Origin of the sequence: Actinomadura fibrosa (assembly GCF_900659615.1) — a bacterium.
GTDB classification, from domain to species: domain Bacteria; phylum Actinomycetota; class Actinomycetes; order Streptosporangiales; family Streptosporangiaceae; genus Spirillospora; species Spirillospora fibrosa.
Map to the genome: position 1 here is coordinate 1 of NZ_CAACUY010000113.1, position 22,741 is coordinate 22,741.

24 protein-coding genes are annotated in these 22,741 nt (G+C 71.5%); 11 read left to right on the forward strand and 13 right to left on the reverse strand.

The window, feature by feature from the left end; all coding sequences use genetic code 11:
• The 4 genes from E1300_RS54350 to E1300_RS29560 all read left to right on the forward strand — a co-directional run.
• Nucleotides 1–1,651 (forward strand): aminotransferase-like domain-containing protein (locus E1300_RS54350; protein ID WP_131760373.1); only part of this gene is annotated, 1,651 nt, incomplete at its 5' end.
• Nucleotides 1,632–2,702: a 4-hydroxyphenylpyruvate dioxygenase gene (gene hppD / locus E1300_RS29550; RefSeq protein ID WP_131760374.1), complete on the forward strand. Its 1,071-nt coding sequence runs from the start codon at nucleotides 1,632–1,634 to the stop codon at nucleotides 2,700–2,702. The genes E1300_RS54350 and hppD, both read left to right, overlap by 20 nt.
• A 2-nt stretch (nucleotides 2,703–2,704) precedes the next feature.
• Nucleotides 2,705–3,805 carry an alpha-hydroxy acid oxidase gene (locus E1300_RS29555; protein ID WP_207400028.1) on the forward strand — a complete coding sequence of 367 codons (1,101 nt, stop codon included), beginning with the start codon at nucleotides 2,705–2,707 and terminating at the stop codon, nucleotides 3,803–3,805.
• 509 nt (nucleotides 3,806–4,314) lie between these two features.
• Nucleotides 4,315–5,235, forward strand: a complete 921-nt coding sequence (locus tag E1300_RS29560; RefSeq protein ID WP_207400029.1) for a ParB/RepB/Spo0J family partition protein — start codon at nucleotides 4,315–4,317, stop codon at nucleotides 5,233–5,235.
• A gap of 488 nt (nucleotides 5,236–5,723) precedes the next feature.
• On the opposite strand, the gene E1300_RS29565 is transcribed toward E1300_RS29560, so the two are convergent.
• Together E1300_RS29565 and E1300_RS29570 are read right to left on the reverse strand one after the other, a co-directional pair.
• Nucleotides 5,724–6,515: an RNA ligase family protein gene (locus tag E1300_RS29565; protein WP_207400030.1), complete on the reverse strand. Its 792-nt coding sequence runs from the start codon at nucleotides 6,513–6,515 to the stop codon at nucleotides 5,724–5,726.
• A gap of 98 nt (nucleotides 6,516–6,613) precedes the next feature.
• Nucleotides 6,614–7,204 carry a hypothetical protein gene (locus tag E1300_RS29570; RefSeq protein ID WP_131760376.1) on the reverse strand — a complete coding sequence of 197 codons (591 nt, stop codon included), beginning with the start codon at nucleotides 7,202–7,204 and terminating at the stop codon, nucleotides 6,614–6,616.
• Nucleotides 7,205–7,392: 188 nt separating this feature from the next.
• On the opposite strand from E1300_RS29570, the gene E1300_RS29575 reads away from it, so the two are divergent.
• A complete protein-coding gene (locus E1300_RS29575; RefSeq protein ID WP_131760377.1) occupies nucleotides 7,393–7,977 on the forward strand; it encodes a TerD family protein in 585 nt (194 codons plus the stop codon).
• A gap of 140 nt (nucleotides 7,978–8,117) precedes the next feature.
• Here E1300_RS29575 and E1300_RS29580 read toward each other — a convergent pair whose 3' ends face one another.
• The gene (locus tag E1300_RS29580) at nucleotides 8,118–10,991 is read right to left on the reverse strand and encodes a hypothetical protein (RefSeq protein ID WP_131760378.1); all 2,874 of its coding nucleotides are present in this window, start codon (nucleotides 10,989–10,991) and stop codon (nucleotides 8,118–8,120) included.
• Nucleotides 10,992–11,246: 255 nt separating this feature from the next.
• Here E1300_RS29580 and E1300_RS53555 point away from each other — a divergent pair, with 255 nt between their 5' ends.
• A complete protein-coding gene (locus tag E1300_RS53555) occupies nucleotides 11,247–11,381 on the forward strand; it encodes a hypothetical protein (protein ID WP_278045399.1) in 135 nt (44 codons plus the stop codon).
• Between the two features lie 105 nt (nucleotides 11,382–11,486).
• Here E1300_RS53555 and E1300_RS29585 read toward each other — a convergent pair whose 3' ends face one another.
• The 3 genes from E1300_RS29585 to E1300_RS29595 form a co-directional block, all read right to left on the reverse strand.
• Nucleotides 11,487–12,716, reverse strand: a complete 1,230-nt coding sequence (locus E1300_RS29585) for an MFS transporter (RefSeq protein ID WP_242619463.1) — start codon at nucleotides 12,714–12,716, stop codon at nucleotides 11,487–11,489.
• Nucleotides 12,717–12,822: 106 nt separating this feature from the next.
• On the reverse strand, nucleotides 12,823–13,635 hold the full coding sequence (locus E1300_RS29590; RefSeq protein WP_131760379.1) for a class I SAM-dependent methyltransferase: 813 nt from the start codon (nucleotides 13,633–13,635) through the stop codon (nucleotides 12,823–12,825).
• Between the two features lie 15 nt (nucleotides 13,636–13,650).
• The gene (locus E1300_RS29595; RefSeq protein WP_131760380.1) at nucleotides 13,651–14,802 is read right to left on the reverse strand and encodes a CobW family GTP-binding protein; all 1,152 of its coding nucleotides are present in this window, start codon (nucleotides 14,800–14,802) and stop codon (nucleotides 13,651–13,653) included.
• Between the two features lie 65 nt (nucleotides 14,803–14,867).
• Here E1300_RS29595 and rpmG point away from each other — a divergent pair, with 65 nt between their 5' ends.
• The 4 genes from rpmG to rpsR are packed head-to-tail and all read left to right on the forward strand — an operon-like array spanning nucleotide 14,868 to nucleotide 15,888.
• On the forward strand, nucleotides 14,868–15,032 hold the full coding sequence (gene rpmG, locus E1300_RS29600; protein ID WP_131760381.1) for a 50S ribosomal protein L33: 165 nt from the start codon (nucleotides 14,868–14,870) through the stop codon (nucleotides 15,030–15,032).
• Nucleotides 15,032–15,268, forward strand: coding sequence for a 50S ribosomal protein L28 (gene rpmB, locus E1300_RS29605; RefSeq protein ID WP_131760382.1), 237 nt, complete (start codon nucleotides 15,032–15,034; stop codon nucleotides 15,266–15,268). Before rpmG ends, rpmB begins: the two co-directional genes overlap by 1 nt.
• Nucleotides 15,268–15,573: a 30S ribosomal protein S14 gene (rpsN, locus tag E1300_RS29610; RefSeq protein WP_131760383.1), complete on the forward strand. Its 306-nt coding sequence runs from the start codon at nucleotides 15,268–15,270 to the stop codon at nucleotides 15,571–15,573. The genes rpmB and rpsN overlap by 1 nt, the downstream gene beginning before the upstream one ends.
• A 9-nt stretch (nucleotides 15,574–15,582) precedes the next feature.
• Nucleotides 15,583–15,888 carry a 30S ribosomal protein S18 gene (gene rpsR, locus E1300_RS29615; RefSeq protein WP_131760384.1) on the forward strand — a complete coding sequence of 102 codons (306 nt, stop codon included), beginning with the start codon at nucleotides 15,583–15,585 and terminating at the stop codon, nucleotides 15,886–15,888.
• Between the two features lie 139 nt (nucleotides 15,889–16,027).
• On the opposite strand, the gene E1300_RS29620 is transcribed toward rpsR, so the two are convergent.
• A complete protein-coding gene (locus E1300_RS29620; RefSeq protein ID WP_131760385.1) occupies nucleotides 16,028–16,681 on the reverse strand; it encodes a CatB-related O-acetyltransferase in 654 nt (217 codons plus the stop codon).
• 83 nt (nucleotides 16,682–16,764) lie between these two features.
• Here E1300_RS29620 and E1300_RS29625 point away from each other — a divergent pair, with 83 nt between their 5' ends.
• On the forward strand, nucleotides 16,765–17,406 hold the full coding sequence (locus E1300_RS29625; protein WP_131760386.1) for a TetR/AcrR family transcriptional regulator: 642 nt from the start codon (nucleotides 16,765–16,767) through the stop codon (nucleotides 17,404–17,406).
• 181 nt (nucleotides 17,407–17,587) lie between these two features.
• Here E1300_RS29625 and E1300_RS29630 read toward each other — a convergent pair whose 3' ends face one another.
• From E1300_RS29630 to E1300_RS29655, 6 genes are all read right to left on the reverse strand, one after another.
• Nucleotides 17,588–18,406 carry an ABC transporter ATP-binding protein gene (locus E1300_RS29630; protein WP_131760387.1) on the reverse strand — a complete coding sequence of 273 codons (819 nt, stop codon included), beginning with the start codon at nucleotides 18,404–18,406 and terminating at the stop codon, nucleotides 17,588–17,590.
• Complete coding sequence (locus tag E1300_RS29635) at nucleotides 18,396–19,514, reverse strand: FecCD family ABC transporter permease (protein WP_131760388.1); 1,119 nt, start codon at nucleotides 19,512–19,514, stop codon at nucleotides 18,396–18,398. The genes E1300_RS29630 and E1300_RS29635 overlap by 11 nt, the downstream gene beginning before the upstream one ends.
• The gene (locus tag E1300_RS29640; protein ID WP_207400031.1) at nucleotides 19,507–20,613 is read right to left on the reverse strand and encodes an ABC transporter substrate-binding protein; all 1,107 of its coding nucleotides are present in this window, start codon (nucleotides 20,611–20,613) and stop codon (nucleotides 19,507–19,509) included. The genes E1300_RS29635 and E1300_RS29640 overlap by 8 nt, the downstream gene beginning before the upstream one ends.
• A gap of 165 nt (nucleotides 20,614–20,778) precedes the next feature.
• Nucleotides 20,779–21,372 carry a hypothetical protein gene (locus E1300_RS29645; protein ID WP_131760389.1) on the reverse strand — a complete coding sequence of 198 codons (594 nt, stop codon included), beginning with the start codon at nucleotides 21,370–21,372 and terminating at the stop codon, nucleotides 20,779–20,781.
• 62 nt (nucleotides 21,373–21,434) lie between these two features.
• Nucleotides 21,435–21,632, reverse strand: a complete 198-nt coding sequence (locus E1300_RS29650) for a heavy-metal-associated domain-containing protein (protein WP_131760390.1) — start codon at nucleotides 21,630–21,632, stop codon at nucleotides 21,435–21,437.
• Nucleotides 21,633–21,935: 303 nt separating this feature from the next.
• A complete protein-coding gene (locus E1300_RS29655) occupies nucleotides 21,936–22,718 on the reverse strand; it encodes an SDR family NAD(P)-dependent oxidoreductase (protein WP_131760391.1) in 783 nt (260 codons plus the stop codon).
• Between the last annotated feature and the right edge of the window lie 23 nt (nucleotides 22,719–22,741).

Genomic DNA, 22,741 nt, shown 5'->3' on the forward strand with positions numbered 1-22,741 from the left:
ACGTGTGCTCTTCCGATCTCTGCTCGACGGCGCCGCGCGGCGGGGCCGCGACGTGCTGGCCGCGCTCGCCCTCGGCGCGGACGCCGTCCTGGTCGGGCGCCCCGTCCTGCACGGCCTGGCGGTCGGCGCCGCCGAGGGTGTGCGGTCCGTGCTGGCGATCCTGCTGGAGGAGTTCGAGGACGCGATGGCGTCCGCCGGGCTGGCGTCGGTCGCCGGCATCGGTCCCGGCCTCGTCGAGACGGCCGAGCCCACGCCGCCCACGCCGCCGGAACCGGCGCCCGGTGGCCGCGTGCTGCGCGCGGCGGACCTCCACGGCAGCGTCACGGACCCGGTCATGGACACGATGAACTTCCTCAACGAGGTGACGCTGCGGTACCCCGACGCCGTCTCCTTCGCTCCGGGACGGCCCTACGGCGGTTTCTTCGACACCGAGCAGATCTTCACCTACGTCCGGCGCTACCTCGGCCACCTGGCCTCCGAGGGGCGCTCGCCCGCCGAGGTGCGCGAGACCGTCTACCAGTACGGGCCGTCCGCGGGCCTGATCCGCGACGTGATCGCGGCCTCGGTCCGCGCGGACGAGGGCATCGACGTGCCGCCCGAGTCGATCGTGGTCACGGTCGGCTGCCAGGAGGCGATGTTCCTGGCGCTGCGCGCGCTCATGGCCGGCCCCGACGACGTCCTGCTGGTGTCCAGCCCGAGCTACATGGGCATCACCGGGGCGGCCCGGCTGCTGGACGTCGAGGTCGCCGTCGTCGAGGAGCGCGCGGACGGCCTGTCCTGCGCCGACGTCGAGGCCGCGATCGCCGCCGAGCGGGCACGCGGCCGCCGGCCTCGCGCGATCTACGTCATCCCGGACCACTCCAACCCGTCCGGGATCACGATGCCGCTGGAGACCCGGCACGAGCTGCTCGACCTCGCCGACCGGCTCGACGTGCTCGTCCTGGAGGACAGCCCCTACCGGCTCGTCAGCCCCGGCGCGCAGATCCCCGCGCTGAAGGCGCTCGATCGGCACCGGCGGGTCGTCCACCTGGGCTCCTACGCCAAGACGGTCTTCCCGGGGGCGCGCGTCGGATACGCGATCGCCGACCAGCCGGTGCTGCGGGAGGACGGGACGCGCGGCCTGCTGGCCGACGAGCTCGCGAAGATCAAGAGCATGCTCACGGTGAACACGTCGGCGCTGAGCCAGGCGGCGGTCGCGGGCGCCCTGCTGGAGTGCGGCGGCCGCCTCTCGGAGCTGACCGCGAGGTCCGCCGCCCACTACGGCGACACCATGCGGTACACCCTGGACGCCCTCGACCGCGCGTTCCCCGCCGAGCGCCGCGCCGAGCTCGGACTGCGCTGGAACGCGCCCACCGGGGGCTTCTTCCTGACCCTCCAGGTCCCCTTCCGGGCCGACAACGCCGCGCTGGTCAGGTCGGCGGAGGACTTCGGCGTCATCTGGACGCCGATGGCGTACTTCCACCTGCGCGGCGGAGGGACCGGCACGATCAGGCTGTCGATCAGCTACCTCACGCGCGCGGAGGTGGACGAGGGCATCTCCCGGCTGGCCCGCTTCATCGAGACCGAGGCCGGGACGGCGCCGTCCGGCGCGCGGGCGGCCATGACACCGACTGCATTCACGGAGGTGGCAGGTGGACATCACGGCGATTGACCACATCGAGCTGCTCGTCGAGGACGTCGACGAAGCGGCCGTGCACTTGCGGGACGGGTTCGGGTTCGCGCTCGCGGGCCGCACCGCCGGCAGGGGGACCCGCGGACGCGAGTCGGTCCTGTTATGGCAGGACGAGATCACCCTGCTCCTGACCTCGGCCGCCGGCGCGGACCACCGCGCCGCCGGCTACGTCCGCCGGCACGGCACCGGCGTCGGCGTCATCGGCCTGCGGGTGGACGACGCCGAGGCGGCCTACACCGCCGCGGTGGCGCGCGGGGCCGTCCCGGTCGCGCCGCCGGAGCAGGTCGGCCGCGACGGAGCCGGCGTCGTCTTCGCCTCCGTGCTCGGGTTCGGCGACGTCGAGCACCGGTTCGTCTCCCGCGACGACCCCTCGGGCCCGTTCGCCTCCTTCATCGACGAGGTCGGCTGCGGCCGGGCCGGCGGCGGGCTGCTCACCGAGGTCGACCACTTCGCGGTCTGCGTCCCCGCGGGCACCCTGGACGAGACCGTCCGCCGGTACCGCGACGTCTTCGGCCTGGACCTGATCTTCGAGGAGCGGATCCTCGTCGGCTCGCAGGCCATGGACTCCAAGGTCGTCCAGAGCGCGTCCGGGCGGCTGACCCTGACCATCCTCGAACCGGACACCACCCGGGACCCGGGCCAGATCGACGCGTTCCTGGACGCCCACGGCGGCGCCGGGATCCAGCACGTCGCCTTCCGCACCGAGGACATCACCACCGCCGTCCGCAAGAGCGCCGAGAGCGGCGTGCGCTTCCTGTCCACGCCGTCCGCCTACTACGACTCGCTGACGTCCCGGCTGGGACCGATCGGCGTCGGCGTGGAGGAGCTGCGCGAGCTCAACGTCCTCGCCGACCGCGACCACGCGGGCGTCATGCTCCAGATCTTCACCGAGTCGCGGCACCCCCGCGGCACCCTGTTCTACGAGCTGATCGACCGCCGGGGCGCCCGCACCTTCGGCAGCAACAACATCCAGGCCCTGTACGAGGCCGTCGAACGGCAGCGGGCGGCCGGCCCCGCCGTCCTCGACTAGAGGTGGCCGCGATCGGGCCGCGCGGCGACGGCGCGGGCGAGGCGGCGCCGCTGACGCTGGCCGACTACGCGCGCTCCGCGCGGGCGCGGCTCGCTCCGGCGGTCTGGGACTTCCTCGAAGGCGGCGCCGGCGAGGAGCGGACCCTCGCGGCCAACACCGAGGCGTTCGACCGGTACTGGCTGCGGCCGTCGGTGCTGCGCGGCGCGAGCCGCCCGGACACCGCGACCGAGATCCTCGGCCGGCGCTGGGACGCGCCGCTCGCGGTCGCGCCGGTGGCCTACCACACGCTGGCGCACCCGGCGGGGGAGGCCGCCACCGTCCGCGGGACGGCGGCCGCGGCGGCGGTACCGGTGGTGATCAGCACGTTCGCGAGCCGCGCCGTCGAGGACCTCACCGGGCGCGGGGTCCCCGTCTGGCTCCAGGTCTACTGCCTGCGCGACCGCGCGGTGACCCGCGGGCTCGTCGAGCGGGCGGAGCGCGCGGGCGTCGAGGCGCTCGTCCTCACCGTCGACGCGCCCCACCTCGGCCGCAGGCTGCGGGACGTGCGCAACGGCTTCCGGCTCCCCGCGGGCGTCGTCCCGGCGAACCTGACCGGCGGCGACGGCTTCGCCGACCCGTCCGTCCACGCCCGGGAGGAGTTCGACCCCGACCTCGACTGGACGGTGCTGGCCTGGCTGCGCTCGGTCAGCCCGCTGCCGATCGTCGTGAAGGGCGTCCTCACCGGCGCGGACGCGGTGCTCGCGATCGAGGCCGGAGCGGACGCCGTCGTGGTGTCCAACCACGGAGGCCGCCAGCTCGACGGCGTTCCCGCCACCCTCGACGTGCTGCCGGAGATCGCCGAGGCGGCGGCCGGCCGCGTCCCGCTCCTGCTCGACGGCGGCGTGCGCCGCGGCCGCGACGTCCTCACCGCGCTGGCCCTCGGCGCCCGGGCGGTCCTGGTCGGCCGGCCCGTCCTGCACGGCCTGGCCGCGGGCGGCCCCGACGGCGTGACGGGCGTCCTGAGGATCCTGCTCGACGAGCTGACCGACGCCATGTCGCTCGCCGGCGTCCGCGCCCTGGCCGACATCACACCGGACCTGTTGCGGCGCTCCGGCGACCGGTGATGCGCGAATAATTTCCCACTGGGCATGACAGTCCAGAGTCAAGATGTCACTCGCGACCGTTTCCCGCTTTCTGTGGAACATTCCCCCTCCAGTCCGGCGGAGAAGGAATGAAACGGCACGGAGAATCTCACTCCGCGAACGGCTGACGCTACCCGTCCCGCCGGTTAGCGATCGGTAAGGATGATCACAGTAATGTGAGATTCAACAACCGCGCCGAGCCCATCGGGACCGGAAGGAGCATCGGGCGGAACCGGCGCGGCGGCTCCCCACCAGAGTAACCGAACGCTGCCTCCCGGTGACTCTACTTCCCCGCCGGCGGGTCGCGGCACAGTGAACGGTGAGTGATTCTCCGTGTTGGCTTCTTCAACCATTCCATTGGGGGATTGGTCGCTTTGGAAAGGACTGTACGAGATCCACTATCCAGTGAGAGCGCGCTGGTCAGGCATCTCTCACGCCAGCGGGAAGGCATCGAGCGCTCACCCGTGGTTCGGGTCCCCATCGACTCCCTGGTGACGACGGGGTCCCCGCGCCTGGAGGGCGAGGACGCGCAGCACGTGCGGACCCTCGCCGAGTCGGGCGCGAAGCTTCCCCCGATCGTGGTGCACATGCCGTCCCGGACGGTCATCGACGGGATGCACCGGCTCCGGGCCGCGATGCTGCGCGGCGAGACCGCCATCGACGCGCACTACGTCCACGGCACCGAGGCCGACATGTTCGTCCTGTCGGTCACCGCCAACATCCAGCACGGCCTTCCGCTCTCCCAGCAGGACCGGATGACGGCGGCCGAGCGCATCTTCGTCACCCGCCCGGAGTGGTCGGACCGGATGGTCGCGGTCGTGGTCGGGCTGTCGGGCAAGAAGGTCGCGGCACTCCGGCGGCGGCTCGCCGACGAGATCCCGCAGCCCGCCGTCCGGATCGGCAGGGACGGCCGGACCCGGCCGGTCGACGGCGCGATCGGCCGAGAACGCGCCGCCGAACTCCTCGCCAGCGACCCGTACGCCTCCCTCCGCCAGATCGCCCGCGCCGCCGGTATCTCGCCCACCACCGCGGCGGACGTGCGCGACCGGATCCGCCGCGGCGACGACCCGATCCCCGCCCGCCACGCCGTCCGGGCGCGACCGGCCAAGCCGCTCGACCCGCCGGAGCAGCCGACGACCGAGGTGGTATCGGAGCTCTCCGCCACCTTCGAACGGCTCCGCCGGGACCCGTCCCTGCGCCTCACCGAGGCGGGCCGGACGCTGCTGCGCATGTTCGACGCCTGCCAGGCCGTCATCAGCCACGAAGAGACGATCAAACAGGGGCTCCCCGCGCACCGCCTAGCCCTGACGGCGGACCTGAGCCACGGCTACGCCCAGATACTCCAGTCGTTCGCGGCCAGACTGCGGGAGCTCCAGACCTCGCAGATGGCCGAGAGCGAAGGCGTCGGCTGAGGACTCCAGCGCAGTGAACCACGGTGGTCGCCCTGAGAAGGGCGGCCACCACTCGCCGCTGAGAGAACACAAAGCCGCCGCGAACCTGTTCCGCGTAGAAGGGCCTCGATGAGGGATCCTCTTCACGCTTCCCAAAGCTCGAAGTTCGGCCACGCGACCGGGCCGACATTACGACGGTAGTAGGCGCCTGCCCATACCGTTGTAGACGTCCGAGGAATGAAGGCGAACCAGTCGTGGCCATAGTGCACGACGAGATGCCGGAAATCACGCATGGGCCGACAGGCGTGGGCGCTGGAATCGCCACGATGAGCGGCGCGGCAATGGACGAAGCGGCGGCGAGGACTGAGGCGAACTCTCGCATCTCCTCTCTTGACACCTGACCGCTGGGAAACGACGCCCCGATGGCCTGTGCCCAGAGTCTCGCTGTGCCGGGCCGCGCCGATCAAGAACTTTCGAGAGAGCTCAAAAGACGCAGCACGAAGCTTCCGTCAGGGCTTGCGCCGCTTCAGAGTGCGGTCGTAGTCCTGGAAGCGGGCCTTCGCGATCACCGACCGGTCGACCGTGCGCACCACGATGCCCTCGGCTCGTCCGCCGGCGTCGTCGTCGAGCGCGACCCGGGTCGCCGGAAGGTACTCGCTGAGGAACCCGCGGGTCTCGCCGAGATCGGTCGGGAGGTCCGACGCTGGCAGTTCGCCGAGCCGGGGCGTCAGGTCGAGTCCGTGCGCTTCGGCCACGGCGGTCAGCCCTTCCTCGTCGAGGAACGCCTGCCCGCCGTCTTCGCGCCACGCCGAGATCCGCTCCCGCGGCCAGCTCAGCACCTCCGCCGGGACCGTGGCCACGTCGAACAGGCGGACACCGACGGCACGGTGGCCGCTGTACTGCTTCGCGGCGCCGCCGACCTTGCCTCCGTACACCTCCAGGTACAGCACCCGGAACACGTCGCCGTCCGCGACGGACTCGGCGAGCGGGCGGAGGGCGTCGACGATGCCGAGCGCCGGGTTCGCGATGAGGTCGCCTCTGGCGTGCAGGAGTTCCTCGCGGCTCCCGAGGATGTAGTCGCCGCCCGGGAACACGATGATCCGCGAGTTCGTGCCGTCGACCTTCTCCGTCAGCAGCACCCGGCCGGTCACGCCGGCGAAGGCGGTCGGGCCGTCCTGGAGGCTGCCGTTCTTCGGGTCGAGCGCGTGGAACGTCGGGATGCTCGGGTACTTCGTGGCGCTGTTGAGAGCGCCGAGGTCGACGTCCCGCATGGTCACGGTTTCAGCGGCGAGCGAGGTCATTGATCCAGTGTCGCAGTTCGGGTGGGAGATCACAGTCGATTAATCGGGCGGCGAGCGCCCGTCCCGCCACGACTGGCGCGGGCGCGATGGACTCCGTCTCAGTGGGTGGGCTGGAGCCGGTGCGGGCCGAGCAACGCGGCGAACTGCTGAGCCAGCCGGCGCCCCGCATCGCCATGGGCCGTGTAGGAAACGTGCATGCCACTGGTGAGCTGCACCCACACCACAACGCGATCGCCTTCGGCCTGGATCCGCCCCGCGTGGATCTGCGAGGTGTGCACGAACCCGCGGCGTCGTTCGATGGGCGACCGAGTGCCGAACAGCCAGCGCCGGTAGGGGCCGATGAGCAGGAGCGGCAGCGACACGACCATCAGGACGGTGACGACCAGCGACGCGGCCGCGCGCAGTGCCAGACCGACGAGGAAGTACACGAAGCAGAGCAGCGCGGGGGCCACGAAGATCATCATCGTCGCCTCGGACGCGTCCATCGCCTTGGGGATGTAGTAACCCGGGAACGACAGCACGATGGCCAGTCCGAGCGCGCTGAAGAGGATCCTGTCGCGGAAGAGGCGGTGACCCCAGCGCTCCAGCTTGTCGCCGAACGACTCCGCGTCGGCCGAGTAGCCCTGCGAAGCGACGTCCAGCCGCACCCGTCCGCCGGGCGTGGCCCTCACCTCTCTGATCACGGGCATTTCGGCGTTCCTCCCACTCGGGTGATCATCAGCTGGATCTTAGAGCCGCCGAAGCCCGCGAACGGTTCCCGCTTCGTCGCCACTCGTGCGGAATCGGAACCTGCGACCGGTCCGGCTCGTTGATCTGCACGCGGGGGAGTCCGCTGACCCGTCCGCCACGGACCAGTCCCAGAACGCTAGAGGAACGCATGGCGATCACGCTCACCAAGGAAGACGGCGCAGCCGACCTGAACGGCATCACCCACCTCATCGTGGGAGTCGCCTGGGATCCCTCCGCCGGCTCAAGCGGCGGGATCCTCGGCATGGCCCGCCGGAAGAAGGGGGTGGACCTCGACCTGGTCGCAGTGCTGATGCAGGGTTCGGAACCGGTCAGGTTCGCCGGCCTGGACTCGCTGGACCCCCTGGGCAACGGCTCGGTCAGGCACTCCGGCGACGAGCAGACCGGCGCCGCCGAAGGCGACGACGAGACCGTCCAGGTCACCTTCGCCGACGTGCCGGCCACGATCACCTCCATCGTCTTCATCGCCGCGGCGTTCAAGCGGGGCAGTTCCTTCGACAAGGCCAACAACGTCTCGTTCAAGGTCTACGACGCCACCGGCGGAACCAGCGAACAGGTGGCCGACATCTGGCCGTCCCTGCTCGGCAAGGACAACGCCAACGCGATCTGCCGCGCCTTCCGCAACGGCCCCGCCTGGCAGCTCGAAGTCCTGAACCGCCCCGGGAAGATCAAGCAAGGCGACCGGCAGGCTCTGATCAAGTTCGCCATGCAGTGACGCAACCCGCCTTGGCGGTCGGTCACTAGCGTCCCTCTCCCGACGACGGCAGAGACCGGCGTTCGGAATCTACAATGTAAAGGACGCGGCCTGCCGGACCGCCCAGGTCCGGGGTCCGGACACCACGGAGGCTCATGGCTTCAGGTGGGGCCGGATGCGATCTCGCCTTCGGCGGTCAGTCCGAACCGCCACAAGCACTCAGCTTCCGCATATCGGCCGCTTCCGCGCAGCAACGCGATCATCCTGGGGGCCGCGTCCTCGTCGGCGGCGTCGACCATGGCCGTAAGGACGGTGCGGGCCTGAGACACCTCGCCCCGTTCTGCCAGCAGGTCGGCCAGCCATCGAGCTGCACGCAGGTCGCCGGTGTCGGCCCGGTCGCGCAGCTGCTGCACATCGCCGCGCTCGGCCAGCCATCTGGCCAGCCTGTCGGCGATGTAGACGTCGCCGGCGTCGGCGCGGTCGCGCAGTTCCTCCACGTGGCCGCGGTCGGCGAGCAGGTCACCCAATCGGTAGCGCGCGTGTCCGTCGCCGGTGTCGGCGCGGTCGCGCAGCTGCTGCACATCGCCGCGCTCGGCCAGAAGGTCGGCCAGCCGCCTGGCGGCGTACCCGGAGCCGGCGTCGGCGCGTTCCCGCAACTGCTGCACGTCGCCGTGCTCAGCCAGGAGATCGATCAGACTCAGTGTCAACATGGAGACTGCGGGGGCGATGGCGTCGACCCTGTCGCGCAGCAGACGGATGGCCTCTTCAACCTGGCCGTGCTCGGCCAGCAGATTGGCCAACTGTCTGGTCGCGGGATAGTCGGAGTCGGCGTGGTCGCGCAGGACTGTTATGGCCTCCTCGACTTGGCCGTGTTCAGCCAGCCAATGGGCCAGGGAGTAGACGGCACGCCGGTCCCCGGCATCGGCACGAGCGCGCAGTTCCTCGACTGAGTCCTTTTGGGTCAGCAAGTCGTCCAGTAGGCCGATCATCTCCCGCTTCACGAACGAGTCCTCGCCGTCGGCCAGGTCGCGCGCGATGGTGATGGCCTCCTCGACCTCACCCTGTTCGGCCAGCACTTCTGCCAGCTTCTTGCGAGCGTGTTCACTGCCGGCTGCGGCGCGATCCCGCAGTTCCTGCATCTCACACAGCTCGCCCAGCAGTTCAGCCAACCGCCCCGCCGCGACCACGTCTTCGGCGTCGGCGCGGTAGCGGAGTTCTTGCGCCTCACCGTGCTCGGCAAGAAAATCGGCCAACTGGCTGGACAATCCGGAGACCAAGCGCGCGCCTGTATCGGTTTCCGCGCGCAGCACGCTGATCGCCTGCTGCACTCCGCCGAGGAAAACCAACTCCTCGGCAAGCATCTTGGCCACGTCCGAGCCGCCGGTGACAGCATGCTTTCGCAGAAGGTCGATGGCCTGCCGCACCTTGCCTTGGCGAGCCAACCGGGAAGCCAGTTGTTGGACGGCCCACCGCTCGCCCGCGTCGGCCCATTCCTGCAACTCTTCGGTGGCCGTCCTCCTGTCCAAGAGCCCCTCTAAACGAGTCCATCTCCTTCCGTCCCACGAAAGGGTGGGGTGATCCAGCAGTGGAAGCGCATAGCAGTAGCGGAGCCGATCGAAAGCGCCGTGGCCGAGACGGACCAGGTCGTCCCAGACGGCCGGCTCCGCATCGAACCTGAGGTGAGTGAGGCAAGCTTCCCAGAAGGTGGCCGGCGGACAGTAGCGCCGGCGATCGGGCAGGAGGTGCTCCAGCAGATAGTCGGCGAGCCGGTAGCCCGCGACAGTCCCCATCGTCGTGCCTCCAGCGACCGGAGTGAGCGCCGCGATGGCGCCGTTCAGCCGCTGAGTGGCGTAGGCCAGCGCCGCCTCGAACCAGTCGGATGGCGCTTGGGCGCGCTCATCCAGGCTGCAATAGCCGGGGGCAGCCGCCCGCAGCAGCGCGGCGGGGATCGGCGTGCGCACACCGAGCCGGACGGCATCGACGGCGGCGGTCAGCACGGCGGTCTCGTAGGCGTTGCCGTCCTTCCAGCGGTCGACCAGTTGCGGGGCGGCGGCGATCGTCTGCGGGAATCCGTACCCTCCGTGCCTCAGCGCCTCACGTAGCCTCGCATCACCACCGCCCTCGCGGCCGTCGCCGCTGCCGTCGGCGAGGGCGCGGGCCCGGCGCCACTCGGCGGGCGTCGGCCGCTCGGGCAGCCGGATCACCCGCGCCAGCGCGAGAGTGCGACGTTCGTCTTCATAAGGATCGGCGTCCGGGCCGCCGCCGAAGGCCGCGTCCGGCGTGGCGCTGTACGGCCTGTAGTAGGACGGCCACAGGGTGCCGACCAGCACACAGCCGCCGGCGATCAGCCGCTCGGCGGCGGCCGCGGTCAGCCCACCCTCGTTCAGGTGGTTCTGCAGTTCGTCCAGCCACAGCACCAGCCGCGGCGGCGGATCGGCGGCCCAGCCAGCCAGCTCGTCGGCCCCGCTGGGCCGCCGCAGCCACCATTGGCCCAGCTCCGCGCGGACGGCCTCCCACAGGCACCGGGTCTTGCCGGTGGACGAGCCGCCGACCAGGACCACGAAACCACCCGACACGGCGGCCTCCGCCAGGCGGGCCCGCACGCCCGTTCCGGGCTGGCCGTCGACATCGCGGGGAACGTAGACCGGCAGGGTGTTGGGGTCGGTGCCGGGCATCTCGATCGGCTCGTGCACACCCAGGAGCTTCCAGGAGGCATCGCGTGCGCGGACGGCGCCGAAGGCCCCGGACGTCGTGCGGGCGCGTTCCCACGCGTCGAACCACCGGTCCCACTCACCGACCGGTATACCGACGACCTCCAGGTAGATCTCCAGCGTTGCTTGGCGGCACAGCGTCGCCGGGTCGAAAAGCGCTTGCACCGTGCTTTTGGACAGCCTCGCCTTTCCACCGGGCGTCCGGCTGGCGGCCTCGATGGCGCGGACGCTGCGTGCACCTGCGAGAGCTCGCAACGCTGCCGCCAGACTCCCCGGCGTGTGCACCGCCTCGGGATCGGCCGCACGCGGCAAGCCTTCTCCCATAACGCGTTCCTCTCCCGCCGACCGTAGGTGTCCGGAACTGTCCGACCGCTTCCGTCGGGGGCCTGACTCCCTTTCGAGGCCGGAGTCGCCGGTGACCTGTGCTCAGCATGCCCACGTCGCTGATCGGGCGTACACGGATCGTCCACACTTTGTCCCGATCGCGACCTGGACAGGCCCGTCACAGGTTGAGTCGTCACCACCAACCGATCGCGGGCCCGGCCGGCCGCCCGCTCCCACTCGACCCGGGAGCACACGATGCGTCACCACTTGCAGCGCCACCTCGCCGTGATCATTGACCGCGCGCGGGACGTCGTTCCTGGCGCCGTCATCAGCGGAGCCACCGTCGGCGCCGTGAGCTGGCTGCTCACCGCGCTGATCCATCACCTGTGAGAAGTGCGTTCCGGGCGCGGCCGGATCATTTGGCTGACCTCGTGTGTACGGGGGACGGTGTGGCACGTCTGGAGCGTCGGGGGAGCGGGAACTTCGACGGTGTCCTTATCGCGCGACCTGGTCGGCTGCTGCCGCACTCGTCGGGGCGGGGCGCGCGAGGACGGTGATCATTGCGGCGACTCCGATGGCCGCTGCCGTGATCAGTGCTGTGGACGGCCAGTTGAACCATTCGACCGCCGCAGCGCCGAAGGCGGTCCCGAGGCTTCCGCCGACGAAGTAGACCAGCATGTAGGCGCTGTTGAAACGGGCCGGTGCCAAGGGATCGATGGCCAGGACCGTACTTTGGTTGGCCACCTGGGCGGCGAACAGCCCTGCGTCGAAGAGCGCCAGGCAGACCAGGGTCACGACGGTGTCGGCGAGGCTCCAGCCGACCAGGGCCGCGGCTGCCGCCGCCACGGCGAGTCCCACGAGGATGACGCGGCGGGCGCCGACGCGGTCGGTCCACCGGCCCGCGATCTGGGTCGCCAGGATGCCCGAAAGTCCTGCCAGTGCGTACAGGCCGATCCGTTCGGCCGAGTACGAGTACGGGGGCTCTGAGAGCGCGACGGCGAGGCCGGCCCACACAGCGCAGAACGCGAAGAACCATATGGAGCCACGGAGAGCGGCGACTCGCAGGGGGGCGTGGTGGACGAACAAGCCAGGCAGGGAACGCAAGGTGGAAAGGTAGCCGCGTGTGGGGCCGTTGCCGCGTGTCGCGGGGAGCGCCACCAGGCAGCACACGGCGACGATGCCGCAGGCGGCAGCGAACGCCAGCAGCATCCCCCGCCAGCCGATGGCGTCGGCCAGCCACCCGCCTATGATCCGGCCTGCGAGGATGCCGGCCGAGATGCCGGCGGTCACGATCCCCAACGTCGTCGCCCGCCGCTGTGGCGCGGCCAGACGGCCGGCGACCGAACTCAGCCCGGCGCCGGCCGCCGAACAGGCTCCGACCACGCCGATCACAGCGCCCAGCAGGATCACCGAGCCGACGGCGGAACCTGCTGCGAGCGCACAGGCAAGGACTCCGAACTGAGCCGCCAGAACGCGTCCAGGGGCCAGACGGTCGACCAAGGGCACGAGAAGAGCGAGACCGGCCATGTAGCCGATGGGCCCGCAGGCGAGTGCGATCCCCACGGCGGTCACCTTCGCGCCCAAGGAGTCCGCCACGTCGGCGATCGCCGGCTGCATCGGGTAGATGGTGGACGTGCCGAGGGCCGCGGCGACCGACATGAACAGCACGTTGGGCGCGCGTAGTCGGGCAGGAGCAGGCGCCGTGGCGTCGAGATCGTTTCGCACCCCCCGACCGTAGGAGCCGCCGAATCCGGACGCTGGCGGAAAAGAGACATCACCCTGCCGTCCAGCGAACACGTGTTGTCGGCCTTCGTGGTGGGGCGTGGGCGCTTCAGGCCGTTCCGGCGAGGACGAGGGACGAGGCGTCGAGGTGGTCGATCCGCTCGGTGCGGAGTGCGTCGAGAAAGTGGTTCCTCACTCGTGCGGTGGCTCGGGCGTCCAGGCCGGAGAGGATCGCGCGGAACCCGCTTCCCAGGACCAGCCCCCAGGCGTTCTCCGGTGAGATTGGGACACGCATCTCCATTCGGTGCACGGTCACCTGGGTCAGGTCCAAGCTCGTCGCCCAGTCGGCGAGCCTCCGCTCGGTCTCGATCCGGCGGCTGGCACGCCGTACGGGTGGTTCGCCGGACGGCAGTGAGCGTTCGGCGCCCGCGCTCTGGAACAGCAGGGCGCCGAAGTCCTGGAGCGCTCCTTCGGCCCAGGTGGCTACCGAGAAGCGACCGCCTGGGCGTGTCAGGCTTATCAAGTGCCGGGCTGAGGTGTCCATGTCCGGGAGGAAGAAGATGCCGTAGCCGCACAGGATGAGGTCGTAGGGCTGGGCCGGGGACCAGGCTGTGATGTCGGCGGCATGGAAGTGTGCTTGGCGCAGATCCTCGGTCTTTGCTCGCCGCCGTCCCGCTTCCACCATGCCGGCCGCGATGTCTACGGCATCGACCCTGCCCGTCGGGCCGACGGCGCGGGCGGCCGGGAGGGCTGATGCGCCCGCTCCGCAGCAGGCGTCCAGCACTCGCTCGCCTGCGGCCGGTCGGAGCAGCTCGACATATCGCTCGCCCAGCGGGTTCCACAGCAGCGCGGCCGCTACGGCGTGGTCGCCGGAGGCGTCATGGAAGTGGTCGCCGGTGGGGGTGAAGTGCGCTGGTCGCATCGTGCTTCTCCGAGGTCAGGCGGTCGGGTTCAGGTCGAGGATCTGGGCGAAGGGGTCGTCCAGCTCGGACGCCGCTTCGTGGGGGTCGAGCAGGCACGAGTCGAGCAGTGCGTGGATCTGGTCGTGGTCGAGTCCGGGGCCGGTGAGGACCAGGTGCTGGACGCGGTCGCCGTGCTCGGGTGTCCAGTCCAGGGACGCCGCGATCCGGCGGGCGGGGCTGGTCTGCTGGACGGCGGCGATGGGCAGTGCGGCCAGCCATGGGCCGGCGTCCTCGATGGTGACGATGCCGGCGACCGCGTCCCAGGCCAGCATCCGGTCGGGGCGGGTGGCGAGCCAGAAACGTCCTCGGCTGCGGACCGAGCGCATGGCCAGGTCGTCCATGGCGTCGAAGAAGCGCGCCGGATGCAGCGGGGCGGTGCGGTGCCAGACCACGGTGTCCACCGCCGGGGTGCGCAGCGGGCAGGGCAGCCGAGCGGTGGCCGGGTCGACGCGGGCGGCCAGTTCGTGGACGCACAGCGCCGGGCCGGTGACCCGCGGCAGCGGAGCACCGGGGAGGACGACGGGCGTGGTCGGTGCCAGGTGCTCCAGCACCTCGCGGCACAGATCGAGGTCGTCCTGGTCGGCCGGGGGCAGCGGAGCGGGCAGGACGTCGGGGACGAGCAGCGCGGTGGCGTACTCGATCTGGTGGGCCAGGACCTCGGCCAGGTAGCGCTCGTCCCCGGCGACGCCCGCCCTGCCGATGTCGGCCAGCCGCTCGCCCCGGCAGATGTCGGTGGGCATCAGCTCGGCGTCCAGCGCCGTCAGCACACCGGTGAGCCGTATCTCGCCGTTCCATCCGGGGTGGCCGAGGGCTTCGGCGACCGGCCTGGGCTCGACGCAGTCCCACAGCTCGACGATCAGCAGGGGAGCGCGGCCGGCGTGGTCGAGCAGCCGCGGGATCAGGTCCTGGCGGACGGTGCAGGTCACGCAGCCGTGTTCCAGGCGGATCTCCGTCCGGTCCAGCGTGGCGCCGGCGTCGCGGACGGTGCGGACGACCCGCCCTCCGGCGATGCCGCGGAGGTCGTGGTGGATCGCCAGGGCGCCGGGGTGCTCGCGCAGCAGCCGGTCGACGGCGGCGGCGCGGGCCGTGCCGTGGATCCCGGCCACGAGCACGACGGGGGTCGGCATGGGGGTCCTCCTGTCGCGGATGAAAATGATTATCGCTATCATGCCAGAGGTCGAGAGGAGATTCGATGGCCCGCAACGAGCTCCGGCCGGTGATCAAGATGCGCTCCACCGCCGGAACCGGCCACACCTACGTCACCCGCAAGAACCGCCGCAACGACCCCGATCGGCTGGCGTTGCGCAAGTACGACCCGATCGTCCGCAGGCACGTGCTGTACCGGGAGGAACGCTGATGTCCGCGCACTGCCGGCTCACCGGCTCCCGGCCGTCCTTCGGCACGAGGGTGTCCCATTCGCACCGGCGCACCTCGCGCCGCTTCGATCCCAACATCCAGACCAGGCGGTACTGGCTGCCCAGCGAGTGCCGCCACGTGCGGTTGCGGCTGACCGCGCGGGCGATCAGGACCGTCGACACGATCGGTATCGAGGCGGCTGTCGCCCGGATCCGCGCACGAGGAGGAAAGGTCTGATGGCCAAGAAGAGCAAGATCGCCGCGAACGAGCGGCGCGCCGCGACCGTCGCCCGCCATGCCGCCCGCCGCGCCGAGCTCAAACGCCTGGTCCGCAGCCCCCGCACCGCTGACGAGATCCGCGCGGCGGCGCTTCGCGAGCTCCAGCGGCAACCCCGGGACGCCAGCGCCACCCGCGTCCGCAACCGCGACGGCGTCGACGGCCGCCCCCGCGGGCACCTGCGCAAGTTCGGGCTGTCCCGCGTCCGGTTCCGCGAGATGGCCCACCGCGGCGAACTCCCCGGCATCACCAAGTCGAGCTGGTGACGACCGGCGATGGCCGTCCCCAAGCGCAGGAAGTCCCGCAGCAACACCCGCAAGCGCCGCTCGCGGTGGAAGGCCGCGGCGCCCGATCTGGTGACCATCCCGCTGCACGGCGTCACCTGCATCGACTACAAGGACGTGGACCTGCTGCGCCGGTTCATCTCCGACCGCGGCAAGATCCGCAGCCGCCGCGTCACCGGCGTGACCGTCCGGCAGCAGAAGCAGCTGGCCCGCGCCATCAAGAACGCCCGCGAGATGGCACTGCTCGCCTACGGCTCACGACCTGCGAGCGAGACCGGGCGGGGCACGGGCCGGTGAATCGGCGACCGCCTTCCTGACGGGCCGCCCTCGCGTCCCAAGGAGCCCGGAAGCCGCGACACGTTGAAGAAGCAGCGCGCACGGGCTCAGCGCGGACGCAGCGGGCACGCTGCCGACTCGCTCCTCAGTGGTAAGCAGGTCAGCGGTTCGGGAGGGCGGACGCCGCCTCCTCCAGAGCGCCGATGTCGCCGGACATGATCGTGCGAACGTGCTCGGTGATGTGCTGGAGCGGCCAGTCCCACCAGGCCACGGCCAGGAGGCGGTCGACGTCGGCGTCGCCGAAGCGGCGGCGGATGAGGCGCGCCGGGTTGCCCCCGGCGACGCCGTAGTCGGGGACGTTGTCGACGACGACCGAGCCGGAGGCGATGACGGCGCCGTGGCCGATCCGCACGCCCGGCATCACCAGCGTCCGGTAGCCGAGCCAGACGTCGTTGCCCACCACGGTGTCGCCCCGTCCGGGCAGGCCGGTGATGAGGTCGACGTGCTCGGCCCAGGAACCGCCCATGATCGGGAACGGGAACGTCGAGGGGCCGTCCATGCGGTGGTTGGCGCCGTTCATGATGAACCGCACGCCCTCGCCGAGCGCGCAGAACCTCCCGATGACCAGCCTCTCCGGCCCGTAGTGGTACAGGACGTTGCGGGTCTCGAACGCGGTCGGGTCGTCCGGATCGTCGTAGTAGGAGAAGTCCCCGACCTCGATCAGCGGCGACGTGACCAGCGGCTTGAGCAACACCACCCGCGGCTGCCCGGGCACCGGATGCAGCACGGTCGGGTCGGCGGGAACGGCCGGCATCGAGCGGGACTCCTTTAGTGCGACAACTGATGCATTAAGATGCTGCCACAGCGCCGTCCCTCGCCGCAAACGGATGACCAGCCATGACTCCTCCAGCACTACGAGCAGAGGGCCCCGCGCCCGGGCCCCGGCGCCGTCCCGGCGGCCGCACCGCCCGCAACCGTGCGCGGGTCATCGACGCGGTCCTCGCGGAACTCGCGGAACACGGTTACGACGGGCTCACCATGGAGACCGTCGCCGCCCGCGCCGGCGTGCACCGCGCGACGGTGTACCGGCGCTGGGGGGACGTCGGCGGCCTGCTCGCCGACGTCCTCGACGCGGCGGGCGACGACGCCTGGCAACCCCCCGACACCGGCTCCCTCGAAGGCGACCTGGCGGCGCTGAACCACGAGATCCAGGACGCGCTGACCGCGCAGCCGCCCGTCGTGGCGGCCCTGATCGCCGCCTCGTTCCGCTCCGGCAAGGCCGAACACGCCCAACGGCGGCTCTGGGAGGACCGGTACGCCCGCTGCGAGATCATCGTCAGCCGGGCCGTCCTGCGCGGCGAACTCCCGGCGGGCATCGACGCCCGGCGACTGCTCATCACCGCCACCGCGCCGATCTACCACCAGCTGGTGCTCCTCCGCACGCCACCGGATCCGGACCTACCCGACCAAGCCGCCAGAACCGCCGCCCTCGCCGCATCCGCCGGCGCCTTCAGGTCAGACGAGGGCGACCTGAAATGACCAAGCGCCCCTCATCGCCTTGCCGAGCGGCGCCGAGGTGTCTCTCTACTGGCGTCCGCCTGCATGGGGCTGTCCTCACTGCCTGAGACGACGAATGCCGCAGGCGCCCATCCGTCCTTGGACGCGACGGGCGGATCGGGCCTCGGAGTGAATCTCTGAGGCCCGATCCGTCCGGGAGGAATTATGAGGTCGCGGTATCCGCCTCCAATGCGGTCGCCGAGACCGGGCCCGGCGACGTTGGTGGCGCGAGCGCGACGTGCGGGCGTCCGGTGATCGGGTGCGGGCCGATGTGCGCGCGGACGCCGAAGACGTCCTCGATGAAGGCGGGCGTCAGCACCTCGCCGGGCGGTCCGTGCCCGGCGACCCGGCCGTCGCGCAGCACGACGATCCGGTCGGCGTAGGACGCGGCGTGGTCCAGGTCGTGCAGTGCCGCCAGGAGCGTGAGCCCGAGCGAGCGGATGAGCTCCAGCAGCGTGAACTGGGCCCCGGCGTCCAGGTGGTTGGTGGGTTCGTCGAGCACCAGCAGCGGAGCCTCCTGGGCGAGCGCCCTGGCCAGCAGCACGCGCTGGCGTTCTCCTCCGGAGAGGGTGGACAGCAGCCGGCCGGCGGCCCAGGCCATGCCGACGCGTTCCAGCGCGGTCGTGACCGCCGCGCGGTCGGCGGCGTTCTCCCGGTCCAGCGGGCGCTTGTGCGCGGTGCGGCCCACGGCGACCGCCTCGGCGACGGAGAACTCGCCGCCGGCGTCGCCGTGCTGGGGGAGTACGGCGCGGCGGCGCGCGGCGTGCCTGGGGCGCATCCGCCACAGGTCCTCGCCGCCGAGGTGGACGACGCCGCCGGACGGGCGCAGCGACCGGTACACGGTGCGCAGCAGGGTGGACTTGCCGCTGCCGTTCGGGCCGACCAGCGCCACGAACTCGCCCGGTCCGGCGCTGAGGTGCACGTCGGTGACGATGGGGCGCCCGTCGATCCGCGCGCTGACGCCGTTGAGGTCAAGCCGCATGCCGGCCTCCGGTGGCGCGGCGGCGCAGCAGCCACAGGAAGAACGGGACGCCGAGCCCGGTCGTGAACAGCCCGACCGGCAGTTCGTTGGGCCGGTCGGCGATCCGGGCGGCCAGGTCCACGAGGACCAGGAAGACCGCGCCGCCCAGCAGCGCCACGGGCAGGACGCGGCGGTGGTCGCCGCCCACGACGAACCGGGTCATGTGCGGGACCATCAGGCCCAGGAACCCGACGCCGCCGACGACACTGACCACGGCTGCGGTCAGCAGCGACCCGACCAGCAGCAGGGAGACCCGCAGCGCCGCCACCGGAACGCCGGCGCCGGTGGCCGCGTCCTCCCCGGCCAGGAGAGCGTTCAGCGGCCGGGCCTGGAGCATGAGGTAGGCCAGGCACGCCGCGATCAGCGCGGCCGGGAGGCCGAGGTCGTCCCACGCGGCGCCGGCCACGCTGCCCATGAGCCAGAACATCATCCCTTGCAGCTCGGTCGGTTCGAGCTGGAGCTGGACGAACGTCGTGGCGGCGGTGCACAGGTAGCCGATCGCCACGCCGGTCAGGACGAGCCAGGAGTCCAGCAGCCGTCCGGCCCGCTGCGCCAGCACGTACACCACCAGCGCCGACAGCAGCGCCGTGCCGAACGCGGCGCCGGTGACGCCCAGCGCCCTCGTCACGCCGCCCAGCGCCGTACCGCCGAGGGCGGGCACCAGCACCGCCCCCAGCGAGGCGCCGGACGACACGCCCAGCACGTACGGGTCGGCGAGCGGGTTGCGGACCAGCGCCTGGAGCGCGACGCCGGCCACCGACAGGCCCGCCCCGGCGAGCGCGGCCAGCAGCACCCGCGGCGTGCGGATCTGCCAGACGACCTGGTCGAGCAGCGGATCGGAATCACCGCCGTACAGATGCGCCCAGACCACACCCCAGACCTTGCCCGGCGGAAGGTTCACCGACCCGATCGAGACGCCGGCCGCCATCGCCGCGACGAGCGCCGCGCCGAGGGCCGCGAGAAGCACTCCCGTACCGGCGCCCGACACCAGGTGGGGACCGGAGGGCCGGGTCGCCGGACGGTCGGAGGCCCGCCCCGACGGCGAGCCGGGGATCAGCGTGTCAGCCATCGGCGTGGACCACCTTGGAGATCTTCTCCACGCCCACGGCGTTCAGCGGGCCGAGGTAGACCCCATCGGAGACGATCGCGTAGGTCCTGGTCTTGGAGGCGTTCCACTGCGGGTAGGCGGCGAACAGCCGGGCCGCCTCCGCCTCGCCCTTCTCCTGCGGCGTGAACAGGCCCACGACCAGCACGTCCACCTGCGCGGTGGCGAGCTGCTCCTTGTTGAGGGTGCGGGTGACCTCCTCGCCGCGGCCGGAGAAGGAGTTGGTGCCGCCCGCGGCCCTGATGACGTCGTCGTAGATCCCGCCGGTCATGACCGCGGGCAGCCCGTTGGCGTTCATCATCGCCATGCCGGGATAGGCGATGAGCACCTTCCTGGCGGGCTTGCCGGCCGTCCGCGCCCGGACGGCCTCGATCCTGCCGCGCAGCCTGGAGACCAGGTCCGCGGCGCGCTGCTGGGCGTCGAAGATCCGGCCGAGCAGCAGCAGGAACTCGAACGAAGAGTTGATCGACTGGTTCCTGTACGCCCGCTTCTCGGCCGCGGTCGCGTCGGGCTTGCCGTTGGCGCAGTTGACCGGATTGACGAGCGTGGTGATACCGGCGGCGGCGAGCTGCTCGCGGGTGGCGAAGCCGCGCTTGGCGTCGAACCCGCCGGACCAGGTGGACACCACGAGGTCGGGCTTGAGCTTGAGCACCTGCTCGGCGGGGACGTCGAAGTTCTTGTTCATCGTCAGGCCGCCGGTGGGCAGCGCCCTGATCTTGGCGATCATGGACGGGTCGTCGGAGACGCCGTAGGTCTGCGCGTTGGCCAGGATGTGCTTCTCCAGCCCCAGCATCAGGAAGCTCTCGACCTCCGCGACGGAGGTTCCGTTCAGGATCAGCACCCGCTGCGGCGCCTTGCTGAAAGAGACCTTGGTGCCGCAGTTGTCGAACGACAGCGGATAGGAGGTCTTGCCGGCGGGACCGTTCACGCCGGCGCCCGAGGAGGCGGTGCCGGAACCGGACTCGCCGCAGGCCACCGCACCCAGGGCGGTGGCGAGCGCCGCACACGTCGCGACGGCGGCGGTCCGGAGGGAAAGACGATGGGAGGACAGGGGACGACTCACGATGGGTCTTCTCTTTCTCGACGTCGTGGAGCAGCCGGCCGCTCGGCCCAGCGGTCAAAGCGCTGGTGCGCTACTGGCTCGGCGCAGGGAACCTGTCGAAGCCGCCGATTCAGGACGTCCGGCGGCATGCTTCGCCCCAGGAGCGTGAGATCAGAACCTCAGTGACTACGCGACCGCTCCTGGGACGTTCCACGTCCCAGGAGGCCCGCGACGGACCACGGCGTACCGCAGAACGGCTTGGACGGGCGCGCGCACATCGGCGCGCGCGAACGCGACCGGCCGTGGCCCGGCGTCCACACGCCGGGCGATGAGGTACAGCAGAACCAGCAGCGGGCGGACAGCCCACGCGGCCAGGGTGCGGACGAAGGCGCACAGCCGGACCTCGCCCCACTCAAGCCACGCGGACGTCACGAGCACGCCCACCGCGTGCATCATGAGCATCGCCAGCCCGGGCATACCGCGGTGATGCATCCCGCCTGCGCCGGGTGCGATGCTCGCGGCCGTGCTCGGCTCGGAGGCCAGCATGAGCAGCACGTGCAGGACGACCTGCGAGACAGCGGTCGCCGGCAGGATCGACGCCAGGTTCCGCTCCCGGCCCGTCAGTGCCAGCGCTGGGACCAGCAGGAGCAGGAAGCCGAGCAGCGTGGCCGCCCGGTCGGGGGTGCCGCCGCCGGCGATGTGTCCGAGCGCGGCGAGGCCGGCGCACGTGGCGGCGAAGCTCGCCGCCCGCACCCAGCGCACGACCGACAACGGACCCATGTCGCTCGGATACTCCCACACCGCGACCGGGCCCGGCGGGCCGCCGACCCCGTCCCGCCGGGTCAGGACACGACCTCGTACCCCGCCTCGGCGATGGCCGCGTGCACCGCGGACTCCTCCGCGGTGCCGGTGACCGTCACCCGGCCGGCGGGCACGTCCACCTCGACGTCCTCGACACCGCGCAGCGGCAGCACCTCGTCCCTGATCGCCGAGGCGCAGTGCCCGCAGCTCATCCCGGACACCGAGAGTGACAGGGTCATGTGCAATGCCTCCACGTGTCAGCACCGGAGCCTGCGCCGCGCAGGTACCCGGGATACGCGGCGTTCCTCCGGACCGGTTCACCGCCGGGCCCGCCGATCGTCCCGTGGACCGAAGAGTACTACGGCTTGTAGTACATCCACATGGCGGACGCGCGGCCGACGCCGACACATCGGATCGGGCCGTCCGGGGACGTGCCTGGCGATCGATCGCGTGCCGGGCCGGTGTCAGCCCTGGGAGGGTCGGCACCGGCTTCACGTTCTAATAGTGCTCCTCAGGTGACCCCGTGTGGCAGGCGCGGTCTCTCAGGCGCCGGCGCCGCCGTCCACGGGCACGATCGCGCCGGTCACCATCGAGGCCCGGTCGCTGAGCAGCCACGCGGCCGCCTCGGCGACCTCGCGGGGCTCGGCCATCCGGCCCAGGGGGATGGCCGCCTTGATGTGCTCGACGACGCCCGGGGATTCCGCCTCCCAGGTATCGATCATCTGGGTCGCGGTGCCGCCGGGGGTGAGGCCGTTCACCCGGATCCCGTCCGGCCCCCACGTCACGGCGGCGGTCTCGGTGATGCTGTTGAGGGCGCGTTTCATCGCGCCGTAGGCCGGGAGGGCGGGGTTGGCGCGGCGGCTGCCGATGCTGGACGTGTTGACGATGGCCCCGCCTCCGCCGCGTCGCATGAGCGCGGCTTCGGCGGTCATGGCGGTCCAGTGCGAGCGGAAGTTCACGGCGAACTGCTGGTCGATGTCCTCGTCACTGGTGGTGTCGAGCGGGCCGGGCCGCTGGATCGCCGCGCCGTTGTTGAAGGCGCCGTCGAGCCGTCCGTGCAGCTGCTCGACGCGGTCGACCGCGGCGCGGATGCTCGCGCTGTCGGCCAGGTCCAGCGCGACGGCGTCGGCGGCGCCGCCGTCGGCGCGGATGCCGGCGGCGATCCGCCGGAGGGCGTCGGTGCCGCGGGCGGCGAGCACCACGGCGGCGCCCTCGGCCGCGAACAGCCGGGCCGCGGCCGCTCCGATGCCGCGGCTGGCGCCGGTGACGAGGACGACCTTGCCGGAGAGCAGGCCGATGGGCGTGATGTCGATGTCGGTGGTCATGGCGCCAGTGTCGGACCGTCCAC